We start from the raw sequence: 26,338 nt of genomic DNA, 5'->3' as shown, positions 1-26,338 counted from the left end.
TGACGATTTCTTTCCCAACAGAGGCGGATCAGGCGGCGAGCTCCTCCTCGCGGGGGTTCGGTACTGGGGCTGCGGGCGCGGACGGCGTACGGCGCTTGCCGGGGATGGCAAGGGCCAGTACGACGGCTGCGGCGGCGAACGCGGACAGCAAGAGGAACGTGTTGGTGAAGCCGGCCTCGGCGGGCAGGCCGCTCGGCTGGGTGTGGGCGGTGATGATGGAGCTGGCGAGGGCCGTGCCGATCGAGCCGCCGATGGTGCGGATGTTGGCGTTCATGCCGGTCGCGGCGCCGGTCTGCTCGCGGGGCACGTTCTGGACGATCAGGCTGGTCATGGACGCGTAGGCGAGCCCCAGGCCGATACCGAACAGGGCGGTCGAGACCGCGACCTGCCACGGGTGATCGTGGAACTCGGCGAACAGCAACGCGGCGACCAGGTTCAGCGCGGAACCCCAGACAACCTGCGCCTTCGCGCTGAACCGCGGCGCGAGCGGACCACTCAACGAACCGGTGACGGCCATCGTCACCAGCATCGGCAGCATCAACAGACCGGCCTGCGTCACGCTCGACCCGAAGCCGAAACCGGCCGCCGTGGGGATCTGCAGGAACTGCGGCACGAACGCGTAGACGGCGAACATCGCGGCGCCGAACAGCAGCGCGACCAGGTTCGTGGTCCAGACCGCCGGTACGCGCATCATGCGCATGTCGATCAGCGGGTTCCGCGAGCGCAGCTCGACCGTGACCCAGGACGCGAACAACACGACCGCAGCCGCGAACAGGCCGAGCGTCCGGAACGAGCCCCAGCCCCACGACCGGCCGGCGCTCAGCGGGAGCAGGAGGGCGATCAGCCAGCCGGACAGCAGTGTGGCGGCGATCCAGTCGATGCGGCCCGGGACCCGGTTCGGGGACTCGGGGACGTAGCGCCGTACGGCCAAGGTCGACAGGGCGACCACGATCATCGGGATCCAGAACAGCCAGCGCCAGCCGAGGCCCTCGACGATCGGGCCTGCCAGCACGATGCCGAGACCACCGCCGGCCGCGATGATCGCCGACACGACGCCGACGACCGACGGCACCCGTTCGGCCGGGAACTCGTCCCGGATGATCCCGAACGACAACGGGAACACGGCCCCGCCGACGCCCTGGAAGACGCGGGCGGCGATCAGTACGCCGACGTTCGGGGCGAGCGCGGCGATCAGACAGCCGATCGCGAGCGCGGCCAGCGCGATGAACAGCGTGCGCTCCTTGCCGACCATGTCGCCGATCCGGCCGAGCAGCGGCGTCGCGACGGAGACCGAGAGCAGCAGCGCGGTGAAGACCCAGGTGACCGTGCTCGGGGTGGTGTGCAGGTCGTGCTGGATGACGGGCAGCGCCGGGCTCACCAGCGACTGCAACATCGAGAACGAGGCGACCACCGTGGCGAGCACCGCCAGGGTCAGCCGCGGGTTTCCAGACCTGATGACAGGCATGCAGAAGTCCTTCAGAACGGAGGTTTGCGCGCCGGGACGCCGGCGTGAGAGTTCCCCGGCCTGCTAAAGTCGAGGTATGCCTCCACTATAGCGGAGGGATGCCTCCGGTAACAACTGGCTAAGGTGAGCGAATGGTGAGCGAGCAGAGCAGGCCCGCGCTGCGGGTCGACGTACGGCGGCCGCAACGGGCGGACGCGCGGCGGAACTTCGACGCCCTGCTCGCTGCCGCCCGGGACGCGTTCGCGTCGAAGGGCGTCGACGCGTCACTCGAGGACATCGCGCGCCAGGCCGGCGTCGGGATCGGCACCCTGTACCGCAACTTCCCGAACCGTCAGGACCTGCTGAACGCGGTCTACTTCGGCGAGATCGAGGAGCTCTGCATCGCCGCCGAGGAGGCCGCCGGGCTCCCGCCATGGGAGGCGCTGACGACCTGGCTGCACCGCTTCGTCGGGTACGCCGCGACGAAACGCGCGATCTGGGAGTCGCTGAACCGCGAGACCGAGAGCTTCAAGGCCGCGCGAGAGGCGATGTACGCCGCCGGGACGCCGCTGTTCGAGCGCGCCCAGGAGGCCGGCGAGGCACGCAAGGACGTGTCGTTCGACGACCTGCTCCGCATGGTGAGCGGCCTGACCGCCGCTGGCTTCGTCGACCAGGACCAACGCGACCGAGTCCTCACCATCGCGCTGGACGGCGTCCGCACCCGGTAGCCCCTGGCCCGAGCCCTGGAGCCGGTCCCCAGGAGCCGGTCCTCTGGAGCCGGTCCCCTGGAGTCGGTCTCAGGAGCCGGTCTCAGGAGCCTGTCCCCTGGAGTCGGTCGAGCGTCGGGTGGTTGTGCCCTTTGTGGGGAGCTTGGACAGGTTATTGCCTGTGCACAGTCCCCGGATTCTGTGCGAGCCCCCGGCAGATGGCGGGGGCCGAAGGGCTGGAGCCCGGGCCGAAGGACGGTGATCATGTTCCACGCGAGGACCGGACCTGAGCTCAGCGTGGGTGGTCACACAGGAACCGATGGGCTTGAACAGGTTATTGCCTGTGAACAGTCCCCGGATTCTGTGCGACCCCCCGGCAGATGGCGCGGGGCCGAAGAGCTGGAGCCCAGGCCGGAGGACGGTGATCATGTTCCACGCGAGGACCGAACCCGGGCTCGGCGTGGGGTGGTCACACAGGAACCGGTGGGCTTGAACAGGTTATTGCCTGTGCACAGTCCCCGGATTCTGTGCGACCCCCCGGCAGATGGCGCGGGGCCGAAGGGCTGGAGCCCGGGCCGAAGGGCTGGAGCCCGGGGCCGAATGGTCATGTTCCACGCGAGGACCGGACCCGGGCTCAGCGTGGGTGGTCACACAGGAACCGGTGGGCGTGAACAGGTTATTGCCTGTGCACACCCCCGACGTCTTGTCCAAGCACCCGGTGCGCGGGCGGGGTTAGGCGAGTGAGAGGGCTGTGCCGTCGAGGATGTCGTGTTCTGAGACTGTCAGGGCGTTGACGGGGAGGCGGTCTGTCAGGCGCTGGAGGATGAGAGCACCGGCGCCGATGACGTCTACTCGGCCGGGGTGAATCGCGGGGATGGCGCGCTCCGCGCGGGTCGACGTGGTGAGCCAGGTGGTGGTGGCGCGGAGCTGGTCGGCGGTGAGGCGAGCGTGGTGTACGGCGGTTCGGTCGTACTCCGGGAGCTTCAGCGCGACTGCCGCGACGGTGGTGGCGGTGCCGGCGACCGCGATCAGGCTGCGGGCCTCGGCGAGCGGGACCGTCGTCGCGTCGAGCAGCGCGTCGATGTCGCGGGTGATCGCGGCGAGCTCCGCGGGTGTGGTCGGGTCGGTGGTGACGTGGCGCTCGGTGAGGCGGACGGAGCCGATGTCGAGGGACTCGGCGGCGATGACGCCGGTGGAGTCGCCGAGGACGAGCTCGCTGGATCCGCCGCCGATGTCCGCGACCAGGTACGGCGCGGGCAGGTCGAGGGACGTGGTGGCGCCGCGGAAGCTGAGCTCGGCTTCCTCACGGCCCGAGATGATCTCCGGGCGGACGCCGAGGCGCGCCTCGATGCCGGCGAAGAATGCGTCGCGGTTGCTGACGTCGCGGGCGGCGGAGGTGGCGACGAAGCGGACGCGGGTGGCGCCGGAGGCCTTGATGACGTCCGCGAAGTCTGCGGAGGCGGCGAACACCCGATCGAGCGCCTCCGGCGCGAACGCGCCCGTCGCGTCCACACCCTGCCCCAAGCGGACGATCGTCATCCGGCGATCGACCTCGACGAGGTCGCCGCCGACCAGGTCGGCGATCAGCAGCCGGATCGAGTTCGTCCCACAATCAACCGCAGCAACCCGCACCCCACCCGCCGCGAGACGACCGGCGCCGGCGCCGGCACCCGACGCGGCGTCAGCGCCCGGAACGGAGCCCGAGGCGGGGTCGGCACCCGAAACGGAACCCGACGTCGCACCGACACCCGAGACCGAACCCGACGCCGCGTCAGCGCCCCGAACGGAGCCCGACGCGGGATCGGCACCCGAGACCGAACCCGACGCCGCGTCGGCGCCCGGGGTGGAGCCCGAGGCGGGGCCGGCGGCCGGGGGCGGGGTGGCGTCAGGGGCCGGGATTGAGTTCGGGGGTGTGTCAGACACAGGGGCCTCGGTGGCCCCAGTCGTCGAGGGACTCGAGGGCCTCGTCGCCCAGGGGGTTGACGCCGGGGCCGGCCGCGAGGGAGTGGCCGACCAGGACGTGGAGGCACTTCACGCGGTTCGGCATGCCGCCGGCGGTGATGCCGGCGATCTCCTCGACGTGTTCGATCGACTCGCGGTGCTCGAGGTACGACTCGTGGGCCGCGCGATACCGCGCGGCGAGGTCCTCGTCGGTCGCGAGCCGGTCGGTCATCTCCTTCATCATCCCGGAGGACTCGAGGGTGCCGATCGCGGACGCGAGGCGGGGACACGTCACGTAGTACGTCGTCGGGAACGGCGTCCCGTCGGGGAGCCGGGGCTCGGTCTCGACCACGTCGGGCAGGCCGCAGGTGCAGCGGTGCGCGATGGAGCGGATGCCGCGGGCGGTCCGGCCCAGCTGCTTGCTGACTGCTTCTTGATCGGCGGAGCTGACGGTCACCTGGTTACCTTAGGTGACGGCGTCAGGATCGTCGTCGGGGTGGGTTTGGCCGCGGTCGGCGGCGTCACCGGCGCCGGCGGCTTCCCGGCGCCCTCCACGCTCCCCCAGAGCTTCGTGTACCAGGTCGGCTTCTGCGTGTTCGCCGTACCGTCCGCGGGCGTCGACGGCTCCGGCGGGGCACCGACCGGCTTCCCGTCCGCGCCGATCACGCGGTACCCGACCTCGCCGGGCATCACCCAGCCGAGTCGCTGCCGCGCCTGCGCCTTCACGTAGGCGTCGTCGTCCCAGCGGGCGATCTCGTCGTTCAGTTCCGCGACCCGCTTCTGCCGGTCGGCGATCTCCTGGTTCAGCGCGCTGATCTGCTGATGCTGGTCGAACCACACCCGCAGGCTCTGCGCGTACGACACGATCAGCGCCCCCAGCACGAGCAGTACGACGGCCGCGCGCCCGGTCAGGTTGCGGGACCCGCGGGTGCGCTCGGGACCGGCCTGCGGACCCGCCGTACGGCGTTTCGGCTGGTCGCCCCGGCGGGCCGGTGGACGCGACTGGTTCCGGCTCGACGGACGCGAGCCGGGGCGTGCACCGGAATCCCGACGGGACGGCATACGTGTTCCTCCGAAAAGGTCAGCCCTGGAAGCGCGGGAAGGCCGAGCGACCGGCGTACGTCGCCGCGTCGTCGAGCTCCTCCTCGATCCGGAGCAGCTGGTTGTACTTCGCCGTACGGTCGGACCGGGCCGGCGCGCCGGACTTGATCTGGCCGCAGTTGGTCGCGACCGCGAGGTCGGCGATCGTGGTGTCCTCGGTCTCGCCGGAACGGTGGCTCATCATGCAGGTGAACCCGTTGCGGTGCGCCAGGTCGACGGCGTCCAGAGTCTCGGTCAGCGAGCCGATCTGGTTCACCTTGACCAGCAGGCTGTTCGCCGACTTCTCGGTGATGCCGCGCTGCAGCCGCTCGACGTTGGTGACGAACAGGTCGTCGCCGACCAGCTGGATCTTGTCGCCGAGCTCACCGGTGATGGCCTTCCAGCCGTCCCAGTCCTCCTCGTTCAGCGGGTCCTCGATGGAGACGATCGGGTACGACGCCACCAGGTCGGCGTAGTAGGCGATCATCTCGTCCGCGGACTTCTTGCCGCCCTCGAAGGCGTACACACCGTCGGTGAAGAACTCGCTCGCGGCCACGTCCATCGCCAGCGCGATGTCCTTGCCGAGCTGCAGGCCGGTCTTCTCGACCGCGACCGCGATCAGGTCCAGGGCGGCCCGGTTGCTGTCCAGGCTCGGGGCGAAGCCGCCCTCGTCACCCAGACCGGTGGACAGGCCGCGCTCCTTGAGCACCGCCTTCAGCGCGTGGTACACGCTCGCGCCCTGCATCAGCGCCTCGCCGTACGTCGCGGCGCCGATCGGGGCGATCATGAACTCCTGCACGTCGACGTTGCTGTCCGCGTGCGCGCCACCGTTGAGGATGTTCATCATCGGCACCGGCAGGACGTGCGCGTTCGGGCCGCCGACGTAGCGGAACAGCGGCAGGCCGGAGCTGTCCGCGGCGGCCTTCGCGACCGCCAGGCTGACGCCGAGGATGGCGTTCGCGCCCAGCTTGGCCTTGTTCGGGGTGCCGTCCAGGTCGAGGAGCGCGCGGTCGATCAGGCGCTGCTCGTGGACGTCGTACCCGACGATCTCCTTGTCGATGTCCTCGAGGATGGCGGTGACGGCCTTCTGCACGCCCTTGCCGCCGTACCGGTCCTTGTCGCCGTCACGCAGCTCGACAGCCTCGAACTGGCCGGTGGAGGCGCCCGACGGGACGGCCGCGCGGGCGACGGTGTCGTCGTCGAGCAGAACCTCGACCTCGACAGTGGGGTTGCCGCGCGAGTCGAGGATCTCGCGCGCACCGACGGCCTCGATGGTGGCCACATTGACTCCCAAGTTCTCGATGACGAATCGCTCCGAGCCTAGTCCCCAGACCACCAAGCTCAGTGGACCGCGTCGACCCTAACGATCCCACCTGCAAGTACCTCGCACGTCAGTAACACTCCGTCAGGCGCCCGACAGACCACCAAATCCGCGCAAGCTATAGCTCTGTCGACAAGAACGAGCCCCGCTCGATAGCCGATGCGCACAGGCCGGGGGGACGCGACACAGAATCCCGCAGTACAAGGGGCGCGGTCGCTGGAATGGTTGCCGAGTCACCGCAGATATTCGCGCGCGGAGCCGCACCGCTACCTCTTGGGTCAGTGGGAGAGCGACAGAGGCGGCGGTGCTGCGCGGACTGCGGCGCGCACGGGCGGCCCGCGGTGGCTGGATTTGTTGCTGGTGCTTCGTGGTGTCGCTCAGCACCACGCCACGAGAACCGGGCAGTCCGGTGCCGCACCGGATGCGGCGGCCGGCGTGGCGACGCCCGCCAGGGCCAGGACCACCAGTCCTGCCAGCGTGATCAGCTTCTTCATCGTTCCTCCTTTCCGCGAGTCAGGTGGGCGTCATTCTCGTCACGAACGCGCCGGAACACCATGGCTGAACCCGATCTGGTGCAGTCCACCTCCAGATCCCGCCCGCCCTCCCCTCCTGCACACCCCTCAAACCCCGAACGAGCGGCGGGCGTCGGCGAGGCCCTTCTCGTTCTCCGCCGGTGAGGTGATCCCGACCCGGACGTCCTCGGTGCAGCGCCAGGCGAAGTACGCCGCCTGGACCGCGTACCGGACCCGGAGGAAGGTGTCGAGACCGCGCTCCAGCTCCTCGGCGAGATCGGGGCGGCGGGCAAGGTACGCCGGTACGACGTCGGTCCGGCCGTTGTACATCACCGCGGAAGCAACGTCGTACAGAACCGGACCGTGCGTATCGGCGGCGCCCCAGTCGATGAGCGCGATCCCGCCGTCCGGCTGCCGGAGAAACGCCTCCGCCGCAGGATCGCCATGCAGACCGGACCAGGACAGGCCGTCGAGCGCGAGCGCACCCGACACAGCAGCCTCGCAGGCAGGACGGATCCACGGCTCGTAGTCCAGGTACTCGTCCCACTGCGTGACCACCGAGAGCCACGACCCCAAGTCACCAGGCCCACCCGCCGACAACTCATGAACCTGCCCGAGCAGCTCTCCGATGGCCCCACCGTCGCCGGCACCCAACGGCGTCCCGTCCACGAACTCCAGTACGCCGGCCACTCGCCCCTCGACCCGCTCGGCAACCCGGCCCGCAACACTCCGCACCGGCCGCCCAGTCACCACGCCTCCGTCGGCCAACCGCTCCGCAAGCTCCAGCCCCGGCGCGAAACCGTTGTCCCGCCCGTCCACGGTCTTCACCACCACGCGCCAGCCCTCACCGGCAGCCATCCAGGTGAACGACCCCATCCCGCCCTCGAGCGGCTCCACCGACGCCGGCGTCAGCCCCCAGTGCTCCCGCAGTACCTCGGCGATGTCCATGCCCACACCCTGACAGCCGCCGGCTCGGGGCGCCGCTGAATTTCAGTCGGGAAGCAACCCGGTGCGATGGGCAACGGCCGCCGCCTCGGTACGGGTGGAGACGCCGAGCTTGCGCAGGATGCGGGCCACATGGGTGGCGACCGTGTTCGGCGAGACGAAGAGTTCGCGGGCGATCTCGGCGTTGGACAGGCCGCGCGCGAGGGTTCGCAGTACGACGACTTCACGCTCGGTCAACCCATGCGCCGCGGGCTTCTCCCGGGCCGCGGCGGCGGAGAGACCGGCACGTTCTGTGAGGGCGTCGATCTCGGCGAGCAGCGGGGTCGCCGACAGACCGGTCGCGATCTCCCGCGCTTCGTCGAGGCGGCGGCGCGCCCCCGGTTTGTTGTTCGAGCGAATCGCGGCACCTGCGCCTCCGACCAGCGCCAGGGCCTGCTCGTGCACGTCGTGAGCCACCCGCCAGGCGTCGGCCGCCGTATCCCAGGCCGCGATAGTCCCGAGCTCGAAGGCGTCCCCGGTCCGCAACGCCGCCTCCACAGTCGGCCACCGGTCAGCGTCCGGCAGCACCTTCCGCAGCAGCTCCGATCGCGCAGGCGAGAACCGCCGACGCCCGGCCACCGCACGCTCCAACCGCAGAGCCGCGAGATAGAGCCGCGCCATCACCATGGCATCCGCTTGCGGCCAATCAGGCATGACCGCGAGCGCCTCAGCGAGCAACCGATCGGCCGCCGGTACGTCGTCCCGCCCGATCGCGAGCGCCATCTGAACCGGCAGGCGCTGCAACCCGACCTCGCTGGCCACCGCGGTCGCAGGCAGGTGCGCGAGCTGGTCCGCGGCCGCGTCGTACCTGCCCCGCAGTACGGCGACAACCGCGACCTCCAGCCGCAGCGCCGCGTCGTACCACGGCGGTGGACCGTCAGCGAGCGCGTTGTCCAGCAACTCGAGAGCCTCGTCCCAGCGCCCCAGCGAGATCAACGCCTCCGCCCGGAGCTGCGCCAGCATCGACCCCCTGGCGCGCATCCGGCCCCAGCGCTCCGCCTGCTGCGCGGCCCCCTCGAGCAGAACCGCTGCGTCCTCAGGACGTCCCGCGTCGGCGAGCGCACGGCCCTCCCACTGCAACGACGTCAGGTAGGTGTGCTGATCCCCGCACGCTTCCGCCGCCCGCCGCGCGTCCTGCAGCAGCTGCCGAACCGCATCCGATCCGCCCTCGGTATGCAGCAAGATGCCCCCGCTGACCAGCCGCGCATCGGCCAGCGTCTGGTCATCGCCGACCCGCTCCGCCAGATCCAGCGCCTGCTTCGCATACCGGCCCATCTCCGGTCCCGGTGCACCCACCAGCTCGGTGAAGGCCAAGCCGGACAGCAACCGGCTGCGCAACACGTCGTCGAGTCCCTCCGGCACCAGCTGCACCGCACGAGCGAGGTCGTCGCTCCCGGTGCCGTCGATCCGGCATCGCAACAGGCCACGCAGACGAAGCAGCCCGGCAAAGCGCAGCGGTTCAGCAACAGGATCAACGACAGCAAGCGCGGCACTCGCGTGCTCCACGCCAGTCCGCGAACGACCGGTGGTGTACGCCGCGGCTGCCGCCAACTCCTGTACGGCGACCTGCCCGACCCCGATGAGATCGGACTCGGACCACAACTCGAGCACACGGTCGAGCATGTTCAACTGCTCGTCGTACGCGTGCTGCCGCTCGGCCACCGCGGCCGCCCGCCACGCCGCCACCAACGCCTTGTCCGGCTGCCCAGCGACGCTCCAGTGCTCGGCCAGCGCCGCCGGCGATCCCGGTCCCGCCTCGATCGCCTCCGCGAACCGTGCGTGCAGGCGCCGCCGCTCGCCGGGCAGCAGAGCGCCGTACACCGCCTCCCGGATCAGGTCGTGCCGGATCACGTACTCGGTGTCCCGCACGTAGATCTGGTTGCGCTCGATCAACTCGCGGACGGCGTCGTCGACCGGCTCGCCCGAGACCTCGGACAGGAGCTCGTCCGGAACCGCGCCACCGGCCACCGCGATGGTCGTGAGCACCTTGCGCGCGGCCGGCGAGAGGTCCGCGACCCGCCCGAGCAGAAGGTCGTTCAGCCCTTCGGACGACATCGTGCCGGATGCGTACAGAGCCTCCACGAAGAGTGGGTTCCCGCTGCTGCGACGGTGGATCTCGCTGCTCGCGACGGCATGCGGGGCGCGACCGTCGAGCGCGGCGAGCAGCTCGGTCACCTCCTGCCGGCCCAGCGGTTCCAGCTCGAGCCGAACCACCTCCGCGCGTCGGCCGAGCTCGGAGAGCAGCTGCCGCGTGGGGTGCCCCGAGGGCAGCTCGCCGGTCCGCATCGTGGCGATCAGAAGTACGGCGCAGGCGCCCAGGTTGCGCACGAGGTACACGAGCAGCTCACGGCTGGATGCGTCCGCCCAGTGCAGGTCCTCCACCACCACGACGAGAGGACGTTCCGCAGCCACGCGCTGGAGCAGGCCGAGGACCTCACCGAACAACCGGACGTGACCCGCCGGCCCCTCCGGCAGGGACAGCTCGGGCAGCCACCCCGCGAGCGCCGTACCGCCGGACGGCAGCGCAGCGGTCAGGCGTTCCGGACCCCACTCGCGCAGCAGGTTGCGCAGGATCGCGAGGAACGGCACCCACGGCGTACCGTCGGCGCCGAGTTCGAGGCAGCCGCCGGTCACCACCATGGGCTCACCGCCGAAGCCGTCGATCGCGGTCGCGACCAGGCGTGACTTGCCGATGCCTGCCTCGCCCGAGACCAGGACCGTCACCGGCTCGCCGCCCCGGGCTCGCTCGTACGCGCCACCCAGCGCCGCGAGCTCAGCCCTCCGGCTGATCAAGACCGGACTAACAGCAGCCCCCATGCGGGCCATCCTCGCATCCGCCTGGGGCAGCACCCGATGGCGCGTTGTTTCACCGGTGGCGTCCTGCAACGGGTCATCGGTGAAACAACCCGCCAGCGGTCAGGCCTCGGCCGCGCGGACCTGGTCGGCGAGGGCGGCGACTGCGGTGCGCAGGGCCTGTTCGGCGTCGATGCCGCGGGCGCGGGCCTCGCGGACGATCTCCAGGAGCTGCTCGCCGAGATCCGAATCACTGGCGAGCGGCGGCTCGGACGGCAGCACCTTCGCGGCGCGGCCGAGAACCTTGTCGGCCAGGGCCAGCGCGGGGAGGGCGAGCGGGATGCCCTCCAGGACCGAGGAGCGCTGCTTCTCGGCGGCCTTGATCGTCTCCCAGTTCGCCTCGACCGCGGCCGCGTCCGCGGCGTCGACGGTACCGAACACGTGCGGGTGCCGCCGGATCAGCTTCTCGACGATGCCACCCGCCACGTCGTCGATCGTGAACCCCTCGTCGGGGTCGTCCTCCGCGACCCGGCAGTGGAACGCGACCTGCAGCAACAGGTCCCCCAGCTCCTCACGGAGGTGCTCGCGGTCCCCGGTGTCGATCGCCTCGAGCGTCTCGTACGTCTCCTCGAGCAGGTACTTCGCGAGGCTCTCGTGCGTCTGCTCCTGGTCCCACGGGCAGTTCCGACGCAGGCGGTCCATCACCCGCACCAGGTCGATCAGCCGCGAGCCAGGCACGTCGTACGACCCGTGCAGGATCTCCACCGCGTACGTCGGCTCGCGGACCAGCTCGTCGGACACCACGCGGAGCAGCCCCGGCTCGCCGTCGTCACCGGTGAGCCAGACGACCTGACGCCCCTCGGCGGCCGCCGCGGACAGCCAGGTCCATGCGGCGGAGACGCCTGACTCGACCTGCGTGACGACCAGGCCGGAACCGATCACGGCCTGGACGTCGGGCCGGTCCGGACCGCCCGCGGCGCCGATCTCGTCGGCCTCCTCGAGCGCCTGCCAGGTCGCACGGGTCAGCAGCCCGGGAGCGACGCGAGGACTCGTGAGGACGACCTTGATCCCGCCGGCGGGCTGGTCAGGCATCCGCAATCAGCCCTGGCCCTGCTGCTGTTGCGCGGCGTCCTGGGCGGCCTTGCGCTTGGCCGCGGTCTGCGGCGACTCCTTGGACAGCGAGCCGGAGATGCTGGTGTCCAGGGTGCCGTCGGTCCACTTGCCGAACCGCGGCGCGACGGTCACGTCGATGCTCTTCGACGCCTCCCGCAGCGCCAGCACGCCCTGCTGCAGCTTGGTCTGGTCCTGCAGGTCCTTGATCGAGCCACCGGCGAGCTTCACCGTGACGACCGACGAGGTCCCGACCGCGTTCAGGAAGTCCCGGGTGAGCGGGTCGCTCTGGAACTTCTGGAACGTCGCCTCGTCGTCGCCGACCGCGTTCCGGGCCGCCTGGGAGGTCTCCGCGGGGCTGACCGAGATCGACTTCTGCTGCTGTACCTCCGCGGTCAGCGCGTTGCTGACCAGCGTGTTCAGCGCGGCGTTCGCGTTGAAGTTCTGTCCGAGGGCCGTCGTGACCGCCCGCGAGGTGTTGTCGACGTCGCTGATGCTGATCTCGGTCTGGCCGACCACGGCCGCCGCACCCGGGTGCGTCCCCGCCGCACAACCACTGGCCAGCAGCACCAACGCCGCCACCGCACCGAGAGCCCGAAGCCGTGTGCTCACCGAATCTCCTCGTATCCCACTCGTAAGTTTCACGCCGGCACCACAATAGGTTCGGCGATCACGTCGTCGATCAACCGGGTGCACCACTGCAGCAGCTCCTGGTCGCGGAGCGGCTGCCCGCCGATCTGCCTGGTCGCAGGTCTCGGCACCAGAATGGTATGCAGTTGCGGCTTCACCAGACTCTTCGGGTACAGCCTGTTCAGCCTGAGCACCTTCGAGTCGGGCAGCTCGACCGGCCCGAAACGGATCAGGTTGCCCTGCAGCGTGACGTCGTGCAGCCCCGCCCGGCGGGCGTGGTTGCGGAACTTCGCCACCTCGATCAGGTTCAGCACCGCCTGCGGAATATCGCCGTACCGGTCGTGCAGTTCCTCGACCAGCTCGGCGATGCCCGCTTCGTCGCGGACGGCCGCGAGCCGCTGGTACATCTCCAGGCGCAGCCGCTGTGACGGGATGTAGTCGTGCGGCAGGTGCGCATCGATCGGCAGCTCGATCTTGACCTCGGGCTCCTCGGCCTGGGTGTCGCCGCGGTACTCCGCGACCGCCTCGCCGACCAGCCGGACGTACAGGTCGAAGCCGACGTCCGCGATGTGCCCGGACTGCTCGCCGCCGAGCAGGTTGCCGGCGCCGCGGATCTCCAGGTCCTTCATCGCGACCGCCATACCGCCACCGAGGTCGGCGTGCTGCGCGATCGTCGCCAGCCGGTCGTGCGCGGTCTCGGTGAGCGGCTTCTCGGGCGGGAAGAAGAAGTACGCGTACGCCCGCTCCCGCCCCCGGCCGACGCGGCCGCGGAGCTGGTGCAACTGGGACAGGCCGAGCAGGTCGGACCGCTCGACGATCATCGTGTTCGCGTTCGAGATGTCGATACCGGACTCGACGATCGTCGTACAGACGATCACGTCGGAGCGCTTCTCCCAGAACTCCTGGATGACCTGTTCGAGGGTGTGCTCGTTCATCTGGCCGTGCGCGACGCTGACCCGGGCCTCGGGGACCAGCTGGCGGATCCGCGCGGCTGCCTTCTCGATCGTGTTCACCCGGTTGTGGACGACGAAGACCTGGCCCTCACGGAGCAGTTCGCGCCGGATCGCGGCGGTCACCTGGTGCTCGTCGTACGCGCCGACGAAGGTCAGCACCGGGTGCCGCTCCTCCGGCGGCGTGGCGATCGTGGACATCTCGCGGATGCCGGTGATCGACATCTCGAGCGTCCGCGGGATCGGCGTCGCGGACATCGTCAGTACGTCGACCGCGGTGCGCAACCGCTTCAGCTGCTCCTTGTGCTCGACGCCGAACCGCTGCTCCTCGTCGACGATCACCAGGCCGAGGTCCTTGAACGCGACCTCGCCGCTGAACAGCCGGTGCGTCCCGATCACCACGTCGATCGACCCGTCGGCCAGACCGTCGACGGTGGCCTTGGCTTCCTTGTCGGTCTGGAACCGCGACAGCGGCGCGACGTTCACCGGGAACGCGGCGTACCGCTCGGCGAAGGTCGCGTAGTGCTGCTGCACGAGCAGCGTCGTCGGCACCAGTACGGCGACCTGCTTGCCGTCCTGCACCGCTTTGAACGCCGCACGGACCGCGATCTCGGTCTTGCCGTAGCCGACGTCACCGCAGACGATCCGGTCCATCGGCATGACGCGTTCCATGTCGTGCTTCACGTCGTCGATGGTGGACAGCTGGTCGGGCGTCTCCACGAACGGGAACGCGTCCTCGAGCTCGCGCTGCCAGGGCGTGTCCTTGGCGAACGCGTGGCCCTTGGTCGCCTGGCGGGCGGCGTACAGCTTGATCAGTTCGCCGGCGATCTGGCGGACCGCCTTGCGGGCGCGGCCCTTGCGCTTGGCCCAGTCGCCACCGCCCATCTTGTCCAGGGTCGGCTGCTCGCCACCGACGTACCGCGTGACCTGGTCGAGCTGGTCGGTCGGGACGTACAGCCGGTCGCCCGGTTGGCCGCGCTTGCTCGGCGCGAACTCGATCACGACGTACTCGCGGGTGGCCTTCTGATTGCCCGAGCCGACGGTGCGCTGCATCATCTCGACGTACCGGCCGACGCCGTGCTGTTCGTGCACGACGTAGTCGCCGGGCTGCAGTTCCAGTGGGTCGATGGTCTTCTTGCGGCGCGACGGCATCCGTTGCGCCGAACGGCGTTCGGCCGCCGAGCGCTGGCCGGCCAGGTCGTTCTCGGTGAGCACCGCGAACTTGATGCCCTCGGCAATGAACCCGTGGTCCAGCTGACCCTGCGAGATCAGCACGACGCCGGGCTCGGGGATCTCGTCGATGCCGTCGACCACCCGGGCCGCGAGCTCGGCCTCGGCCAGCACCTCGGCCAGCCGTTGCGCGGGACCGTGCCCCTCGGTGACGGCGACGACGCGCCAGCCGTCCCGCAGCCAGCCCCGGATGTCCTCGATGGCCGCGGCGGTCTGACCGAGGTACGGATCGACCTCGCGCACAGCCAGCTGACGGCTGGTGACCGCTCCGGACTCGGTGTCGATGTCGAACGCGACCCGCTCGCCCATCGAGTCCCGCAGCTCCGCGGTGTCGTCGACCGGCGCCGCCGCGAACGGCGACAGGCTCCACCAGGCCAGCCCGCGGCCCAGCGCCTGCGAGCGGACATCACCGAGCGACATGTACGCCGCCGCGCCCAGGTCGATCGGGGCCTCGCCACCACCGGCGGCCGCGGCCCACGACGCCTCCAGGAACTCCTGGCTGGTCGCGACCAGGTCGTGCGCCCGGGCCCGGACTCGCTCGGGGTCGCTGACCACCACGTGCGTACCGGCCGGCATCAGGTCGACCAGCAGCTCCATCTCGTCGACGAGCACCGGCGCCAGCGACTCCATGCCCTCGACGGCATGCCCCTCGGCGAGCTTCTCGAACAGCTCGGCCAGCTCCGGGTGCTCCTTCGCCAGTACGGCGGCCCGCGCGCGCACCTCGTCGGTCAGCAGCAGCTCACGGCAGGGCGGCGCCCACAGTCCGTGCTCGGCGATCTCCAGCGAGCGCTGGTCGGCGACCGCGAAGTACCGGATCTCCTCCACGTCGTCGCCGAAGAAGTCCACCCGCAGCGGGTGCTCCTCGGTCGGCGGGAAGACGTCGATGATCCCGCCGCGGACCGCGAACTCGCCGCGCCGCTCGACCAGGTCAACCCGGTGGTACGCCGCCGCGGCGAGCCGCTCGACGACGTCCTCGAGCTCGGCCGTGTCCCCGACGTGCAACTGCACCGGCTTCAGGTCCGCCAGTCCGGCGACCTGGGGCTGCAGCACGGACCGCACCGGCGCGACCAGGATCTTGATCGGGCCGGTGGTCTCGTCCGACGGATCCGGGTGCACGAGCCGCCGCAGTACGGCGAGCCGCCGGCCGACCGTGTCGGAACGCGGCGACAGGCGCTCGTGCGGGAGCGTCTCCCAGGCCGGGTAGTAGGCGACGGAGCCGGGCTCGTCGACGAGGCACTGCAGCGCCTCGGTGAGCTCCTCGGCCTCGCGGAACGTCGCGGTGACCGCGAGCACCGGACGATCGGCGCCGTGCTGCCGAGAGGCGAGGGCGGCGAGCAGCACCGGCCGGACCGGACCAGGTGCGCTCAGGTCGAGCGTCGTGACGGCGTCCCCACGGGCATCACGAACGGCCTCGGCGACCACCGGGTCGGTGATCAGCGTCTCGACGAGACCGTTCAGCTTCACGAGTTGTACCGTCCTTGACTGGCTTCGAGGCCGTCGGTCAGCAGGCATTCGACCGCGTCCGCGGTCCGGTCGACGGCGAACGGGAGGTCCTTGCGTTCGGACGCGGAGAACTCGTTCAGCACGAAGTCGGCGGGTGCCTGACGGCCCGGCGGACGACCCACACCGAACCGAACTCGATAGTACTCACCGGTGCCAAGCGACTTCCGCAGCGACTTGAGCCCGTTGTGGCCGTTGTCGCCACCGCCGAACTTGCAGCGCAGGACGCCGAAGTCGATGTCCAGCTCGTCGTGCACGACCACCAGGTTGGCCGGGTCCAGCTTGAAGAACTTCAGCAGCCCCGAGACCGGTCCACCGGACTCGTTCATGTACGCGCGGGGCTTGGCCAGGACCGTCCGCAGGCCGCTGATCCGGGTCTCGATCACCTCGGCCGTGACCTGCTTGCTCTGCTTCCACTTGCCGCCGGTCCGGGCAGCCAGCTCGTCGGCCACCAGGTGCCCGATGTTGTGCCGGGTGCGGGCATAGGAAGGGCCGGGATTCCCCAGTCCGACGACCAACCACACGTCGTCCGCCACGGATCCCGGCCCTCCTGAAGTGTTCTGCGGGGTGCTGCCGCGAGCAGATTACTCGGCGGCGGCGGCCACCGGCTCCTCGGCCGGAGCGGTCGGCTCGTCCTTCTCGACGCCCGCCTCGGCCTCGGCCTCGGAGATCTCGGCGTCGAGCTGCTCGGCGGTCGGCTGCGCGGTGACGTTCACGATCAGGGTGTCGGGCTCGATCGCCAGCGTGGAACCGGCCGGCAGGGTCAGGTCGGAGGCGTGGATCTGGGCGCCGATCTCGAGGCCCTCGATGGAGACCACGATGCTCTCCGGGATGTGCGTCGCCTCGGCCTCGACCAGCACGGTGGCGTGCTCGGTGACGACCAGCGCGTCGGAGACGGCCTCGCCCTCGAGGTGCACGGCGACCTCGACCTGGACCTTCTCGCCGCGGCGGACGATCACCAGGTCGACGTGCTCGATGAAGCCCTTCAGCGGGTCGCGCTGGACCTGCTTCGGCAGCGCCAGGTGCGACTCGCCGCCCTCGACCTCGATCATCAGCAGCGCGTTCGCGGTCTTCAGGGCCAGCATGGTGTCGTGACCGGGCAGCGTGATGTGCACCGGGTCGGTGCCGTGTCCGTACAGGACGGCGGGAACCTTGTTGTCCCGGCGGATTCGGCGGGCAGCCCCCTTGCCGAACTCCGTGCGCGATTCGGCTTGGATCTTGACCTCGGCCACGACTGAACTCCTCAAAAGCGTTGCGGTGATCTGTTGTCTGGGTAACTCGGCTGCGGCCTCAGCGGGCGCCTGCTGACCCCGGAGAAGGCGTCAGGCAACGAACCACCGCGTCGATCACGGAGCCGCGCCCAACAGTTCTCGGGGGGCGTCCCTCGCCGAGGCAACCAAAACAGTCTACCCATGAGCGCGGCCAGACGGGAAATCCGTACAGCGCAGGTGCTTTGTCCCGGGCGGGACGGCGTACCTGGTGAGCGGTTTTCCCGGGCGGACCCTTGCTTCGATACGTTGCCTGCGTGGTGTCCTTCCTGTTCGTGTTCTCCCTGCTCATCCCACTGGTCATGCTGTGCGGCGTGATCTGGCTGGTGGTCTGGTCGCAGCGGCGGCGCCGGCAGGCGGCGATGCAGCGCGCGGCGCAGGTCGCGGCCGTCGGCTGGTACCTGGTGCCGCCGAACCCGTGGCTGGTACAGGTCGCGGGCACGCTCTTCCCGTCCAACGGTGAGGTCGCGGCGGCGTACGCCGGGGAGTTCCGCGGTCGCGGACTGTGTGTCTTCGACTACACGTACGTGACCAGCAACGGGAAGACGCAGCAGACGCACACCGTGCAGTTCGTTGCCCTGAACCTCCCGGTCGCGCTGCCGTCGGTCACGGTGATGCACGAGACCGGCCTCCGGCGGATGTTCCGCGGCCACGACCTCGAGCTGGAGAACGTGGAGTTCAACGAGCGGTTCCGGGTCGAGTGCGACGACGACCGGTACGGATACGCCGTCATGCACCCGCGGATGATGGAGTGCGTGATGCTGAACCCCGGCCTGGAGTGGCTGATCGCCGGGAACGCACTCGTCAGCTGGGGACAGGGCGCGTTCCAGGTGCCGGACGTGCTCGCGCGGGCCGAGGCGATGACGCGGCTGATCGAACTGCTGCCGCCGTTCGTACTGCGTGACTACGGGCAGCCGACGTACCGATGATCGTCACGGTTGTCGTTGTCTGCCTGATCGCGATCGGGCTTCTCCTGTTGTACGTACGGTCGCTGCGTCGGCGCCGTACCTTCCTCGACGAGCGGCTGCGAGACGCGGCCGGGCATGGCTGGTACCCGGCACCGACCGATCCCTGGCTGGCCGGACTCGCCGGCCGGCTGTACTCCGTGCAGGGCTCCGCCGAGCGGATGGTCGCCGGCCACGGGATCCGCGCGCTGGACTTCACCTACAGCGCGAGCAGTACGGCGACCGCGGCCAAGTGTCACGTGATCGCGTACGACCTGCCGTGCGCGCTGCCCTCGCTCGCGGTACTGCAGAAGAATCCGCTGGTGGCGAGTCAGGAGTTCGAGAGCACGCGGTTCAACCAGCAATTCACGGTCGAGGCGGACGATCCGCGGTACGCGAGCGCCGTCGTCAACCCGCAGTTGATGGAGCTGCTCATCGACCGGTTTCCCTACGTGCAGTGGCGGATCGAGGGGCGCGCCCTGATCACCTGGGGGCTCGGTTACTGGACCACGCCGGCGGTCGCCGAGGCGGCGTACCTGTTCGGCCGGATCGTCGACCTGATCCCGCCGTTCGTGATCGAGGACTACGGGATCAGGTGAGCTTGGTCCACACCTGCCGCAGCGCCCGGGCCGCGTCGCCTTCGAGGCCGGCGTCGTCGAGCGTCTCGGCGAGCTCGTCGAACTCCGGCCCCCAGCGCCACGCCACGCTCCGCAGCCGCTCCGGAAGCTCCGGATCCCGCAGCGATCCCGCGTCCGCACGCACCTGCTGCGCCGTCAGCGCGTCCGTCACACCGTGCTTCTCGGCGAGCTGGAACGCCAGCACCGCCAACGCCGCCTTGCCCTTGTTGTAGAGCGCGTACGACGACTTCGCCGCGCTGGCCGCACCGGGCTCGGACCCGACCACCATCGGTGTCACCGCAGTGCCGGCCCACAAGCCGGCGACGTCGTCGGCCTGCGCTCCCGACAACATCAGGTGCGTCGGACTCGGCCCGCCGGTCGGCGGCGGGCCGACGACACCAGCGTCGACGAAACTCGCTCCCGCCACCGCCGCTCGGGCTTCGCGCAGCGACGCCGGGGACAACGGGTTCGCCTCGACGTACAGACCGCGGAAGCCCGCGGCGCCCACCTGCTTGGCGATGTCCACCGCGCCTTGCGGTGCACACGAGCAGAGGATGACGTCGGCGAGTGCGATCGCGTCCGCGAACGGCGTACCGATCAGACCGGCCTCGTCGGCGCGGGCTTTCGACGCGTCGCTGCGGCCGCCCGGGACCCAGTGCACCTCGTGCCCGGCAGTCACCAACTGCCCGGCGAGCTTCGAGCCCATGGCCCCCGGATGAAAGACAGCGATTCGCATCTGGCGTCCGATCCTCGATCCGGTCAGTCACCGCCCAACCTATGTCAGTGACCGTGCGCCCCGAGCCGTTGCCATCGCATCGAGTCGCGCGCAGCGTGGAGGACAAGAGCGACTCTCAGGGGGAGGGTGTCATGAGTGAGAACTCGATCGGGCGCCGGCAGGCGCTGAGGGGTGCGGGAATGGCCGCGGGTGGTGTCGCGGTCGCCGGTCTGGCGACGGCAACGCCGGCGTTGGCGGACAGGTCGGACAGTGGGCCGTCGGGTAGCTGGCTGTGCGTGCGACAGGACACCGGATCGAAGGACAAGGTCCGGCTGGTGCTGAGTTTCGCCGGCGGTGGCGTCTTCGTGTCGCACGACATCAGTCCGGCCGGGCCGCCGTTCACCGGGACGTGGGCGTCGCGGGGCAATCGCTTCCAGGCGACTTTCTGGACCGGGACCGCGGGCTCGACGCCGAACTCGGTGGGACAGACGATCCGGGTACGGCTGCGGGGCTCGGTGTCACACGGGAAGCTGTCGGGGACGTATCAGTTCACGGTGTTCGCGGCAGGAAGTGAGACCAAGGTCGCGGACTCCGGCACCGGAACGGTGACCGGGCGCCGGATCAGCGCCTGACCACACACCGCTCGGCGCCGGCCCTCCGGGACCGACGCCGAGCGGGCGGTGCTCAGGCGCGGCCGTCGAAGAGGCTGGTGACCGAGCCGTCCTCGAAGACCTCCCGGATCGCGCGGCTGATCAGCGGCGCGATCGACAGCTCGGTGAGCTTGTCGAACCGGCGGTCCTCCGCGATCGGCAGCGTGTTGGTGACGATCACCTCGCTGGCCTGGCAGTTCTTCAGCCGGTCCACCGCCGGGCCGGACAGGATCGCGTGCGTGGCCGCGATCACGACGCCTGCCGCGCCCTCGGTGATCAGCGCGTCGGCTGCCTTGGTGATCGTGCCGGCGGTGTCGATCATGTCGTCGACCAGGATGCAGACCCGGCCCTTGACCTCACCGACGACCCGGTTCGCGACCGTCTCGTTCGGCCGGTCGATGTCGCGGGTCTTGTGGATGAACGCCAGCGGCGCGCCGCCCAGCCGGGCGGACCACTGCTCGGCGACCTTGATCCGGCCGGCGTCCGGCGAGACCACGGCCAACTGCTGGTCGCCGTACTTCTCCGCGACGTAGCTGCTCAGGATCGGCAGCGCCATCAGGTGGTCCACCGGACCGTCGAAGAAGCCCTGGATCTGCGAGGTGTGCAGGTCCACGCAGATCAGCCGGTTGGCGCCCGCGGTCTTGAACAGGTCGGCCATCAGCCGGGCCGAGATCGGTTCGCGGCCGCGGTGCTTCTTGTCCTGCCGCGCGTACCCGTAGAACGGGAGCACCACGGTGATCCGCTTGGCCGACGCCCGCTTCAGCGCGTCGACCATGATCAGCTGCTCCATGATCCACTCGTTGATCGGCGAGGTGTGGCTCTGGATCACGAACGCGTCGCTGCCCCGGACCGACTCCTCGAACCGGACGTAGATCTCACCGTTGGCGAAGTCGTACGCCTGGGTCGGGACCAGCCCCGAACCGAGCTCCTCCGCGACCTCCTCGGCCAGCCCGGGATGGGCCCGGCCGGAGAAAACCATCAGGTTCTTCTCGGTGGTTCGTTTCATCCCACTCATCGCCCGCGCCTCCCGTTGTGCTGTCGCGTCTACTGCTGATCGCCGGACCGGTCCGGCGTACCGGACTGGTCGCCGGCCTGCTCGGCCAGTGCCGCCTCGGCCGCCGCGGCCGTCTTGGTGCCGGGCCGCTTGCGCTCCACCCAGCCCTTGATGTTGCGCTGCCGCCCGCGGGCCACCGCGATCTCGCCCGGGCCGACGTCCTCGGTCAGCGCGGTCCCGGCCGCCAGGTACGCACCGTCGGCGATGGTGCGCGGCGCGACCAGCACCGAGTTGCTGCCGATGAACGAGTGCTTCCCGACGTGCGTCGGGTGCTTCGCGACACCGTCGTAGTTCGCGAAGATCGTGCCGGCGCCGATGTTCGCGCCCTCGCCGATCGTCGCGTCCCCGGCGTACGTCAGGTGCGGCACCTTGGCGCCGTCGCCGATGGTGGAGTTCTTGGTCTCGACGAAGGTGCCGATCTTGCCCTTCACGCCGAGCTTGGTACCCGGGCGCAGGTACGCGAACGGGCCGACCGAGGCACCGTCGCCGATCACCGCGAGTGACCCGTGGGTCCGGATGATCGTCGCGTTCTCGCCGATCTCCAGGTCGGTCAGGGTGGTGTCCGGACCGATCGTCGTACCGCTGCCGACCGTGGTGGCGCCGTGCAGCTGGGTGTTCGGCAGCAGGGTGACGTCCGGCGCCAGGTCGACGGTCTGGTCGACCCAGGTGGTGTTCGGGTCGACGATCGTCACGCCCGCACGCATGTGCTTGGTGAGCGTACGGCGGTTCAGCTCGGCACGGAGCGTGGCGAGCTGCACCCGGTCGTTGACGCCCTCGGTCTGCATCGCGTCGTCGGTGATGTGCGACCCGACCCGCTTGCCGTCGCTCCGGGCGATGCCGAGGACGTCGGTGAGGTACAGCTCGCCCTGGGCGTTGTCGGTGGTCAACCGGCTGAGGCCGTCACGCAGGGTAGCCGCGTCGAACACGTAGATGCCGGCGTTGATCTCGTCGATCGCCCGCTGCTCGGGGGTCGCGTCCTTGTGCTCGACGATCGCGGCGACGGTGCCGTCCGCGGCCTGCACGATCCGGCCGTACCCGGTCGGGTCCGGGACCCGGGCGGTCAGCACGGTGACCGCGTTGCCGTCCTTGTCGTGCGCGGCGACCAGGTCGTGCAGCGTCTCCGCCTCGAGCAGCGGGACGTCACCCGACGTGACGACGACCGAACCGTCGAAGCTCTCCGGCACGGCGGTCAGACCCGCGCGCACGGCGTCACCGGTCCCGAGCTGTTGCTCCTGGACGGCGGTCCGGGCGTCCGGGTCGACGTTCTTGAGGTGTTCCTCGACCAGTTCGCGGCCGTTGCCGACCACGACGACGAGGTGTTCGGGGTTGAGTGCCCGGGCGGTCACCACGGCATGCCCGACGAGACTGCGCCCGCCGATCTCGTGCAACACCTTCGGCGTCGCCGATTTCATCCGGGTTCCCAGACCAGCGGCCATGATGACGACCGCCGCGGGGCGATGGGAAGTCACGCGGTCTTCTCCTCGAGTTCCCTGCGAGTTTCTTTCGACAAGTATCAGCATGGGCACCCGATGCAGTGCCCGCGCAAGCCTACTTGCTCATCGGATGAGCCTCTCCCCGGGTACAAGGAGAGCGATTTCACTGTTCACCACCGGGAAGGATGAGCCGTATGGAGCGCATCGATCGGCCCGCGAGCGGGCCGGAGCGGGACGTCGTGGTCGGCTGGCTCGGGTTCCACCGCGACGCGCTCCGGTCGAAATGCGACGGCCTGGACCCGGAACAGCTGGTACGCCGCGCCGTACCGCCGTCGGCGCTGTCGCTGCTCGGTCTGGTCCGGCACATGGCGGAGATGGAGCGCGCGTGGGGCGGGTACGCGCTCGGGCCGGAGACCGAGATGGTGTCCGTGTGGGGCGACTACACCGACGACGGGCCGGACTGGGACTTCGACGTGAACACCTCGATGGTGGACGAGTCGATGGCGGTCTGGGCCGCGGAGCGTGCCCGGACGGATGCGGCACTGGCGGCGCACGGCGATCTCGACGCGGTCCCGCCCGGGAACGGGATGAACGTGCGGTGGAACCTGCAGAAGCTGCTGCAGGAGTACGCGCGGCACAACGGTCACGCCGACCTGCTCCGCGAGGCGATCGACGGCCAGACCGGCGAGTGACGGTCAGTAGCTACTCGAGAAGAGTTTCGACTGCGCGGTTGTTGAAGAGGCTTGCGGTGAGGGGTACGCCGCTGTCCCGGTTGTACGGGTCTTCGTCGTGGGCGTTGGCGATCACGATCGAGTGGGCGCAGCGGTAGAGCAGGAGTTGTCCGGCGTCGTACCCGAGTCGGGTCGCGAAGGTCTCGCCGAAGGATGAAGCCCCAGCATCCGAGGAGTACGAAACGGGAGTCGTCCGTCGAGTGCGGCGTACAGCTCCCCCAGCCGCCGCAACTCGGTCTCGCCGGCATGGAACCAGATCTTCGCGACCCGCTCCCGACCCAGCCGATAAACCGCCCCCTGCATCCCGATCGCGATCTGCTCCACGTCGGCGTACCCGAGCTCGCGAAGCTGCACTTCCAGGACGGTGTCCGGCAACGACATACGTGACCCCTCCCTGAGCAGCTGGCCCGTGTGACCCTAGCCGCGGACAACCCCCACGTCCTGCCGATTTCGGTCCGAGGATTGTCGGAGCGATCTGGAAGCCTTCGGGGATGGGTGAAGCGTTCGTCGACGTCGGGGATGTCACGTTGTTCGTGCGGGAGCTCGGCGTGCGGAGCGCGAAGCCTTCGGTGGTGGTGATTCACGGCGGGCCGGATGTCGGGCACGGCTATCTGGTGCCCGGGTTCGAACCGTTGGCCCCCAACCACCATGTCGTGCTCTTCGACTTCCGCGGGTGTGGGCGGAGCACGCGCGGACTGCCCGCGGACGACCTCCAGCCGGAGTATGTCGTGCGGGATGCGCACCGATTGATCGACAGGCTCGGGCTGGGGGCAGTCGACCTGGTCGGGTTCTCGACGGGCGGGCGGGCGGCGATCCAGTTCGTGGACAAGCATCCGGAGCAGGTACGCCGGTTGGTGCTCGCGTCAACGTCGGCGTACAGCGCGGCGGACCACGCCCGTTACCTCGCGGACTTTGACGAGTACCACCGTCGCCAGGCCATCGAGCACGCCGCGAACGGTGCCTTGCGCAACTCGACCGTCTTCGTGTGGGATCTCGACCTCGCGCCGGCGTACCTGCGGCTGCTCGAGTCTCTCGGCACGGACCTCGGCGACTGGTCCTTCGAGCGTGCCGTCCAAGGCCTCATGCATCCGTGGTTCACCGGCGACCCCGAGCAGATCCTTCGCGACTTCGCGAAACCGGTCCTGATCCTGCACGGCGAGCAGGACATGGGTTTCCCCGTCCAGGTCGCGCATCGCCTGCACGTCGCCGTGCCCGGGAGTCAGTTGGCTGTCATCCCGGGCACGGCGCACATGTGTCACTTCGAGCAGCCGGCGACGTGGGCGAACCACATCGCCGCGTTCCTGAACGCCGACGACTCATAACGACTGCTGTCAGCTCAGGAAGGCGCGCAGGTCGTGATTCCCTTCCTGGAAACTGGCGTGCAGCCAGCGTTGCTGATCCTCGTTCAGACTGCCCCAGGCGGATTTCAGCACCTGTGTCGGCTGATGCTCCGGATCTCGCGCGAGCCCCGGCACCAGCGCGGCGCAGATCTCGGCCAGCCGCCGGATCTGCTCCTGGTATTCGTCCGTCGGAAACACGCCACTCTGCGTCGGCTTACGTTTGTACGACATCTGCCCGATCGCCGTGACGGCTTCTTCAACTGCGTACGCAACCGCGGCCGCAGCCGCGTCCTCCCAGCGTCGCTCTTTCCTCCCCATCCGCCCATCGTCAAGCCCGCACCCGTCCCCCGCAGGGGCTTGAGCCGGCGGGGTCAGGCAGGGGCGAAGCGGGCTCGGGTGTCCGGGGAATACGCGTCGTCGTGCCTGGTCTGGGATTCCTGCCCGGTGAGGCGCTGAGGGGTCGAGGACTTCTTGGGTGGGAGGAACTCGACCAGAGGCGCGTCGACGTACTCCAGCGGGTCCTGCAACGAACGGAACGTGGGCGTGCACGTCAGCGTGATTCTGCTGCCGGCCGTGATCGCCGTGTGCAGGGTCCAGGTCGCGACCGGATGGTTCACCAGCGTGCCCCGCCGCCCGACGCCACCGATCCGCTGACCGTTACTCCCGCGGGCCGAGGTCAACTGCACCGACTCGAACACCTGCCGGTCCAGCGTCACCCGCACCCGCGAGCCCGCAGGCACCACGCCGGGGCCGACCGAGTGCACGGTGACGAGTGCCGGGCACCACGCGTAGTACCCCGCACCCCACTCGAACTGCTGCCATCCCGCGCCGATTTGTGCACCCCACGGCAGGCCCTGTGCGCTCATCGAGCGGCTCAGCACCTGCGCGGTCACACTCCCGGTCGCTTCGCTGAGCTTCACCTCGGTCGGTACCGGGTCAGCGATCAGATCGGCCGGAAAGCGAGCAGGCGCCATACCGCCCGCATGCACTGTGTACGTGCCAGGCGCCAACTCGGGCAGCGCGACCTCGATCGCCCGCTGATGCGTCGTACCGATCCGGGACACCCTCGTCTGTAAGGGAATCGCCTGCGCACCACGCACCAGTACCGGGCGCGACGCGACGGCGTACAAACGGTCGTCGTACGTCAGCACGACTCGAGCGCGGGCCGCCGGCGATCCGACCGTGATCCGCACGCCCAGATCCGCAGGCACTCGCACCGCCTGTCCGGCCGGACCGTTCACGAACCGTGTGGCATCCGGCCCGGCCGGCACCACACCGCCGCGCGGAGCGGCCAGCGCTTCATTGCCACCAGCAACAGAAGTCGCCGTCACCACCGAGCCGGCGAGCGCCCCCTGCAGCACCGTACGTCGTCTCATCGCCCCAC

Annotated in this window: 24 protein-coding genes; 6 read left to right on the top strand and 18 right to left on the bottom strand. The window is 69.9% G+C overall.

From position 1 onward, the window contains the following. Positions 1–28: 28 nt before the first annotated feature. Positions 29–1,465, bottom strand: coding sequence for an MFS transporter (locus ACFYRH_RS27425; protein WP_387781243.1), 1,437 nt, complete (start codon positions 1,463–1,465; stop codon positions 29–31). A 131-nt stretch (positions 1,466–1,596) separates the two neighbouring features. Here ACFYRH_RS27425 and ACFYRH_RS27420 point away from each other — a divergent pair, with 131 nt between their 5' ends. Continuing rightward, on the top strand, positions 1,597–2,172 hold the full coding sequence (locus ACFYRH_RS27420; RefSeq protein ID WP_387781239.1) for a TetR/AcrR family transcriptional regulator: 576 nt from the start codon (positions 1,597–1,599) through the stop codon (positions 2,170–2,172). Between the two features lie 711 nt (positions 2,173–2,883). Here the strand turns inward: ACFYRH_RS27420 and ACFYRH_RS27415 are convergent. The 11 genes from ACFYRH_RS27415 to ACFYRH_RS27365 form a co-directional block, all read right to left on the bottom strand. Beyond that, positions 2,884–3,783: an exopolyphosphatase gene (locus ACFYRH_RS27415; RefSeq protein WP_387781236.1), complete on the bottom strand. Its 900-nt coding sequence runs from the start codon at positions 3,781–3,783 to the stop codon at positions 2,884–2,886. Between the two features lie 283 nt (positions 3,784–4,066). Continuing rightward, on the bottom strand, positions 4,067–4,549 hold the full coding sequence (locus ACFYRH_RS27410) for a DUF501 domain-containing protein (protein WP_387781233.1): 483 nt from the start codon (positions 4,547–4,549) through the stop codon (positions 4,067–4,069). Then, entirely contained in the window at positions 4,546–5,154 is a 609-nt protein-coding gene (locus ACFYRH_RS27405) for a septum formation initiator family protein (protein WP_387781230.1), read from the bottom strand. The genes ACFYRH_RS27410 and ACFYRH_RS27405 overlap by 4 nt, the downstream gene beginning before the upstream one ends. Before the next feature lie 19 nt (positions 5,155–5,173). Beyond that, entirely contained in the window at positions 5,174–6,454 is a 1,281-nt protein-coding gene (eno, locus tag ACFYRH_RS27400) for a phosphopyruvate hydratase (protein ID WP_387781228.1), read from the bottom strand. A 659-nt stretch (positions 6,455–7,113) separates the two neighbouring features. Beyond that, complete coding sequence (locus ACFYRH_RS27395) at positions 7,114–7,953, bottom strand: phosphotransferase enzyme family protein (protein ID WP_387781225.1); 840 nt, start codon at positions 7,951–7,953, stop codon at positions 7,114–7,116. 42 nt (positions 7,954–7,995) lie between these two features. Next, positions 7,996–10,806: an AAA family ATPase gene (locus tag ACFYRH_RS27390; protein WP_387781222.1), complete on the bottom strand. Its 2,811-nt coding sequence runs from the start codon at positions 10,804–10,806 to the stop codon at positions 7,996–7,998. Positions 10,807–10,905: 99 nt separating this feature from the next. Next, positions 10,906–11,874 (bottom strand): MazG family protein, encoded by a 969-nt coding sequence (locus ACFYRH_RS27385; RefSeq protein WP_387781219.1) that lies wholly within the window; start codon positions 11,872–11,874, stop codon positions 10,906–10,908. Between the two features lie 6 nt (positions 11,875–11,880). Continuing rightward, positions 11,881–12,504 (bottom strand): hypothetical protein, encoded by a 624-nt coding sequence (locus ACFYRH_RS27380; protein WP_387781216.1) that lies wholly within the window; start codon positions 12,502–12,504, stop codon positions 11,881–11,883. 29 nt (positions 12,505–12,533) lie between these two features. After that, positions 12,534–16,166, bottom strand: a complete 3,633-nt coding sequence (mfd, locus tag ACFYRH_RS27375) for a transcription-repair coupling factor (RefSeq protein ID WP_387781213.1) — start codon at positions 16,164–16,166, stop codon at positions 12,534–12,536. Further along, the gene (gene pth / locus ACFYRH_RS27370; protein WP_387781210.1) at positions 16,163–16,738 is read right to left on the bottom strand and encodes an aminoacyl-tRNA hydrolase; all 576 of its coding nucleotides are present in this window, start codon (positions 16,736–16,738) and stop codon (positions 16,163–16,165) included. Before pth ends, mfd begins: the two co-directional genes overlap by 4 nt. A 48-nt stretch (positions 16,739–16,786) precedes the next feature. Beyond that, a complete protein-coding gene (locus tag ACFYRH_RS27365) occupies positions 16,787–17,434 on the bottom strand; it encodes a 50S ribosomal protein L25/general stress protein Ctc (RefSeq protein WP_387781207.1) in 648 nt (215 codons plus the stop codon). Between the two features lie 293 nt (positions 17,435–17,727). On the opposite strand from ACFYRH_RS27365, the gene ACFYRH_RS27360 reads away from it, so the two are divergent. Both ACFYRH_RS27360 and ACFYRH_RS27355 read left to right on the top strand, forming a co-directional pair. Continuing rightward, positions 17,728–18,399, top strand: coding sequence for a DUF3137 domain-containing protein (locus ACFYRH_RS27360; RefSeq protein ID WP_387781204.1), 672 nt, complete (start codon positions 17,728–17,730; stop codon positions 18,397–18,399). Continuing rightward, positions 18,396–19,013, top strand: coding sequence for a hypothetical protein (locus ACFYRH_RS27355; RefSeq protein WP_387781201.1), 618 nt, complete (start codon positions 18,396–18,398; stop codon positions 19,011–19,013). Before ACFYRH_RS27360 ends, ACFYRH_RS27355 begins: the two co-directional genes overlap by 4 nt. Here the strand turns inward: ACFYRH_RS27355 and ACFYRH_RS27350 are convergent. Then, positions 19,006–19,767, bottom strand: a complete 762-nt coding sequence (locus ACFYRH_RS27350) for a DUF1932 domain-containing protein (RefSeq protein WP_387781198.1) — start codon at positions 19,765–19,767, stop codon at positions 19,006–19,008. The genes ACFYRH_RS27355 and ACFYRH_RS27350 overlap by 8 nt on opposite strands. Positions 19,768–19,898: 131 nt before the next feature. Here ACFYRH_RS27350 and ACFYRH_RS27345 point away from each other — a divergent pair, with 131 nt between their 5' ends. Beyond that, positions 19,899–20,378, top strand: a complete 480-nt coding sequence (locus ACFYRH_RS27345) for a hypothetical protein (protein ID WP_387781195.1) — start codon at positions 19,899–19,901, stop codon at positions 20,376–20,378. 52 nt (positions 20,379–20,430) lie between these two features. Here the strand turns inward: ACFYRH_RS27345 and ACFYRH_RS27340 are convergent, their stop codons facing one another. After that, positions 20,431–21,411 (bottom strand): ribose-phosphate diphosphokinase, encoded by a 981-nt coding sequence (locus ACFYRH_RS27340; protein ID WP_387781192.1) that lies wholly within the window; start codon positions 21,409–21,411, stop codon positions 20,431–20,433. Positions 21,412–21,440: 29 nt separating this feature from the next. Further along, positions 21,441–22,919, bottom strand: coding sequence for a bifunctional UDP-N-acetylglucosamine diphosphorylase/glucosamine-1-phosphate N-acetyltransferase GlmU (gene glmU, locus ACFYRH_RS27335; RefSeq protein WP_387781189.1), 1,479 nt, complete (start codon positions 22,917–22,919; stop codon positions 21,441–21,443). A 158-nt stretch (positions 22,920–23,077) separates the two neighbouring features. Between glmU and ACFYRH_RS27330 the strand changes: the two genes are divergently transcribed. Beyond that, complete coding sequence (locus tag ACFYRH_RS27330) at positions 23,078–23,575, top strand: DinB family protein (protein WP_387781186.1); 498 nt, start codon at positions 23,078–23,080, stop codon at positions 23,573–23,575. 111 nt (positions 23,576–23,686) lie between these two features. Here ACFYRH_RS27330 and ACFYRH_RS27325 read toward each other — a convergent pair whose 3' ends face one another. Beyond that, the gene (locus ACFYRH_RS27325; protein ID WP_387781183.1) at positions 23,687–23,995 is read right to left on the bottom strand and encodes a hypothetical protein; all 309 of its coding nucleotides are present in this window, start codon (positions 23,993–23,995) and stop codon (positions 23,687–23,689) included. A 110-nt stretch (positions 23,996–24,105) separates the two neighbouring features. Here ACFYRH_RS27325 and ACFYRH_RS27320 point away from each other — a divergent pair, with 110 nt between their 5' ends. Further along, positions 24,106–24,936 carry an alpha/beta fold hydrolase gene (locus tag ACFYRH_RS27320; protein WP_387781180.1) on the top strand — a complete coding sequence of 277 codons (831 nt, stop codon included), beginning with the start codon at positions 24,106–24,108 and terminating at the stop codon, positions 24,934–24,936. A 9-nt stretch (positions 24,937–24,945) separates the two neighbouring features. Here the strand turns inward: ACFYRH_RS27320 and ACFYRH_RS27315 are convergent, their stop codons facing one another. After that, positions 24,946–25,272: a hypothetical protein gene (locus tag ACFYRH_RS27315; RefSeq protein ID WP_387781177.1), complete on the bottom strand. Its 327-nt coding sequence runs from the start codon at positions 25,270–25,272 to the stop codon at positions 24,946–24,948. A gap of 53 nt (positions 25,273–25,325) precedes the next feature. Then, the gene (locus tag ACFYRH_RS27310) at positions 25,326–26,330 is read right to left on the bottom strand and encodes a hypothetical protein (RefSeq protein ID WP_387781174.1); all 1,005 of its coding nucleotides are present in this window, start codon (positions 26,328–26,330) and stop codon (positions 25,326–25,328) included. Positions 26,331–26,338 lie beyond the last annotated feature (8 nt).

The organism is Kribbella sp. NPDC004875 (assembly GCF_042873375.1).
Lineage (GTDB): Bacteria > Actinomycetota > Actinomycetes > Propionibacteriales > Kribbellaceae > Kribbella.
The sequence above is the reverse complement of the archived record's forward strand: the minus strand, read 5'-3'. Positions and strand labels throughout refer to the sequence as shown.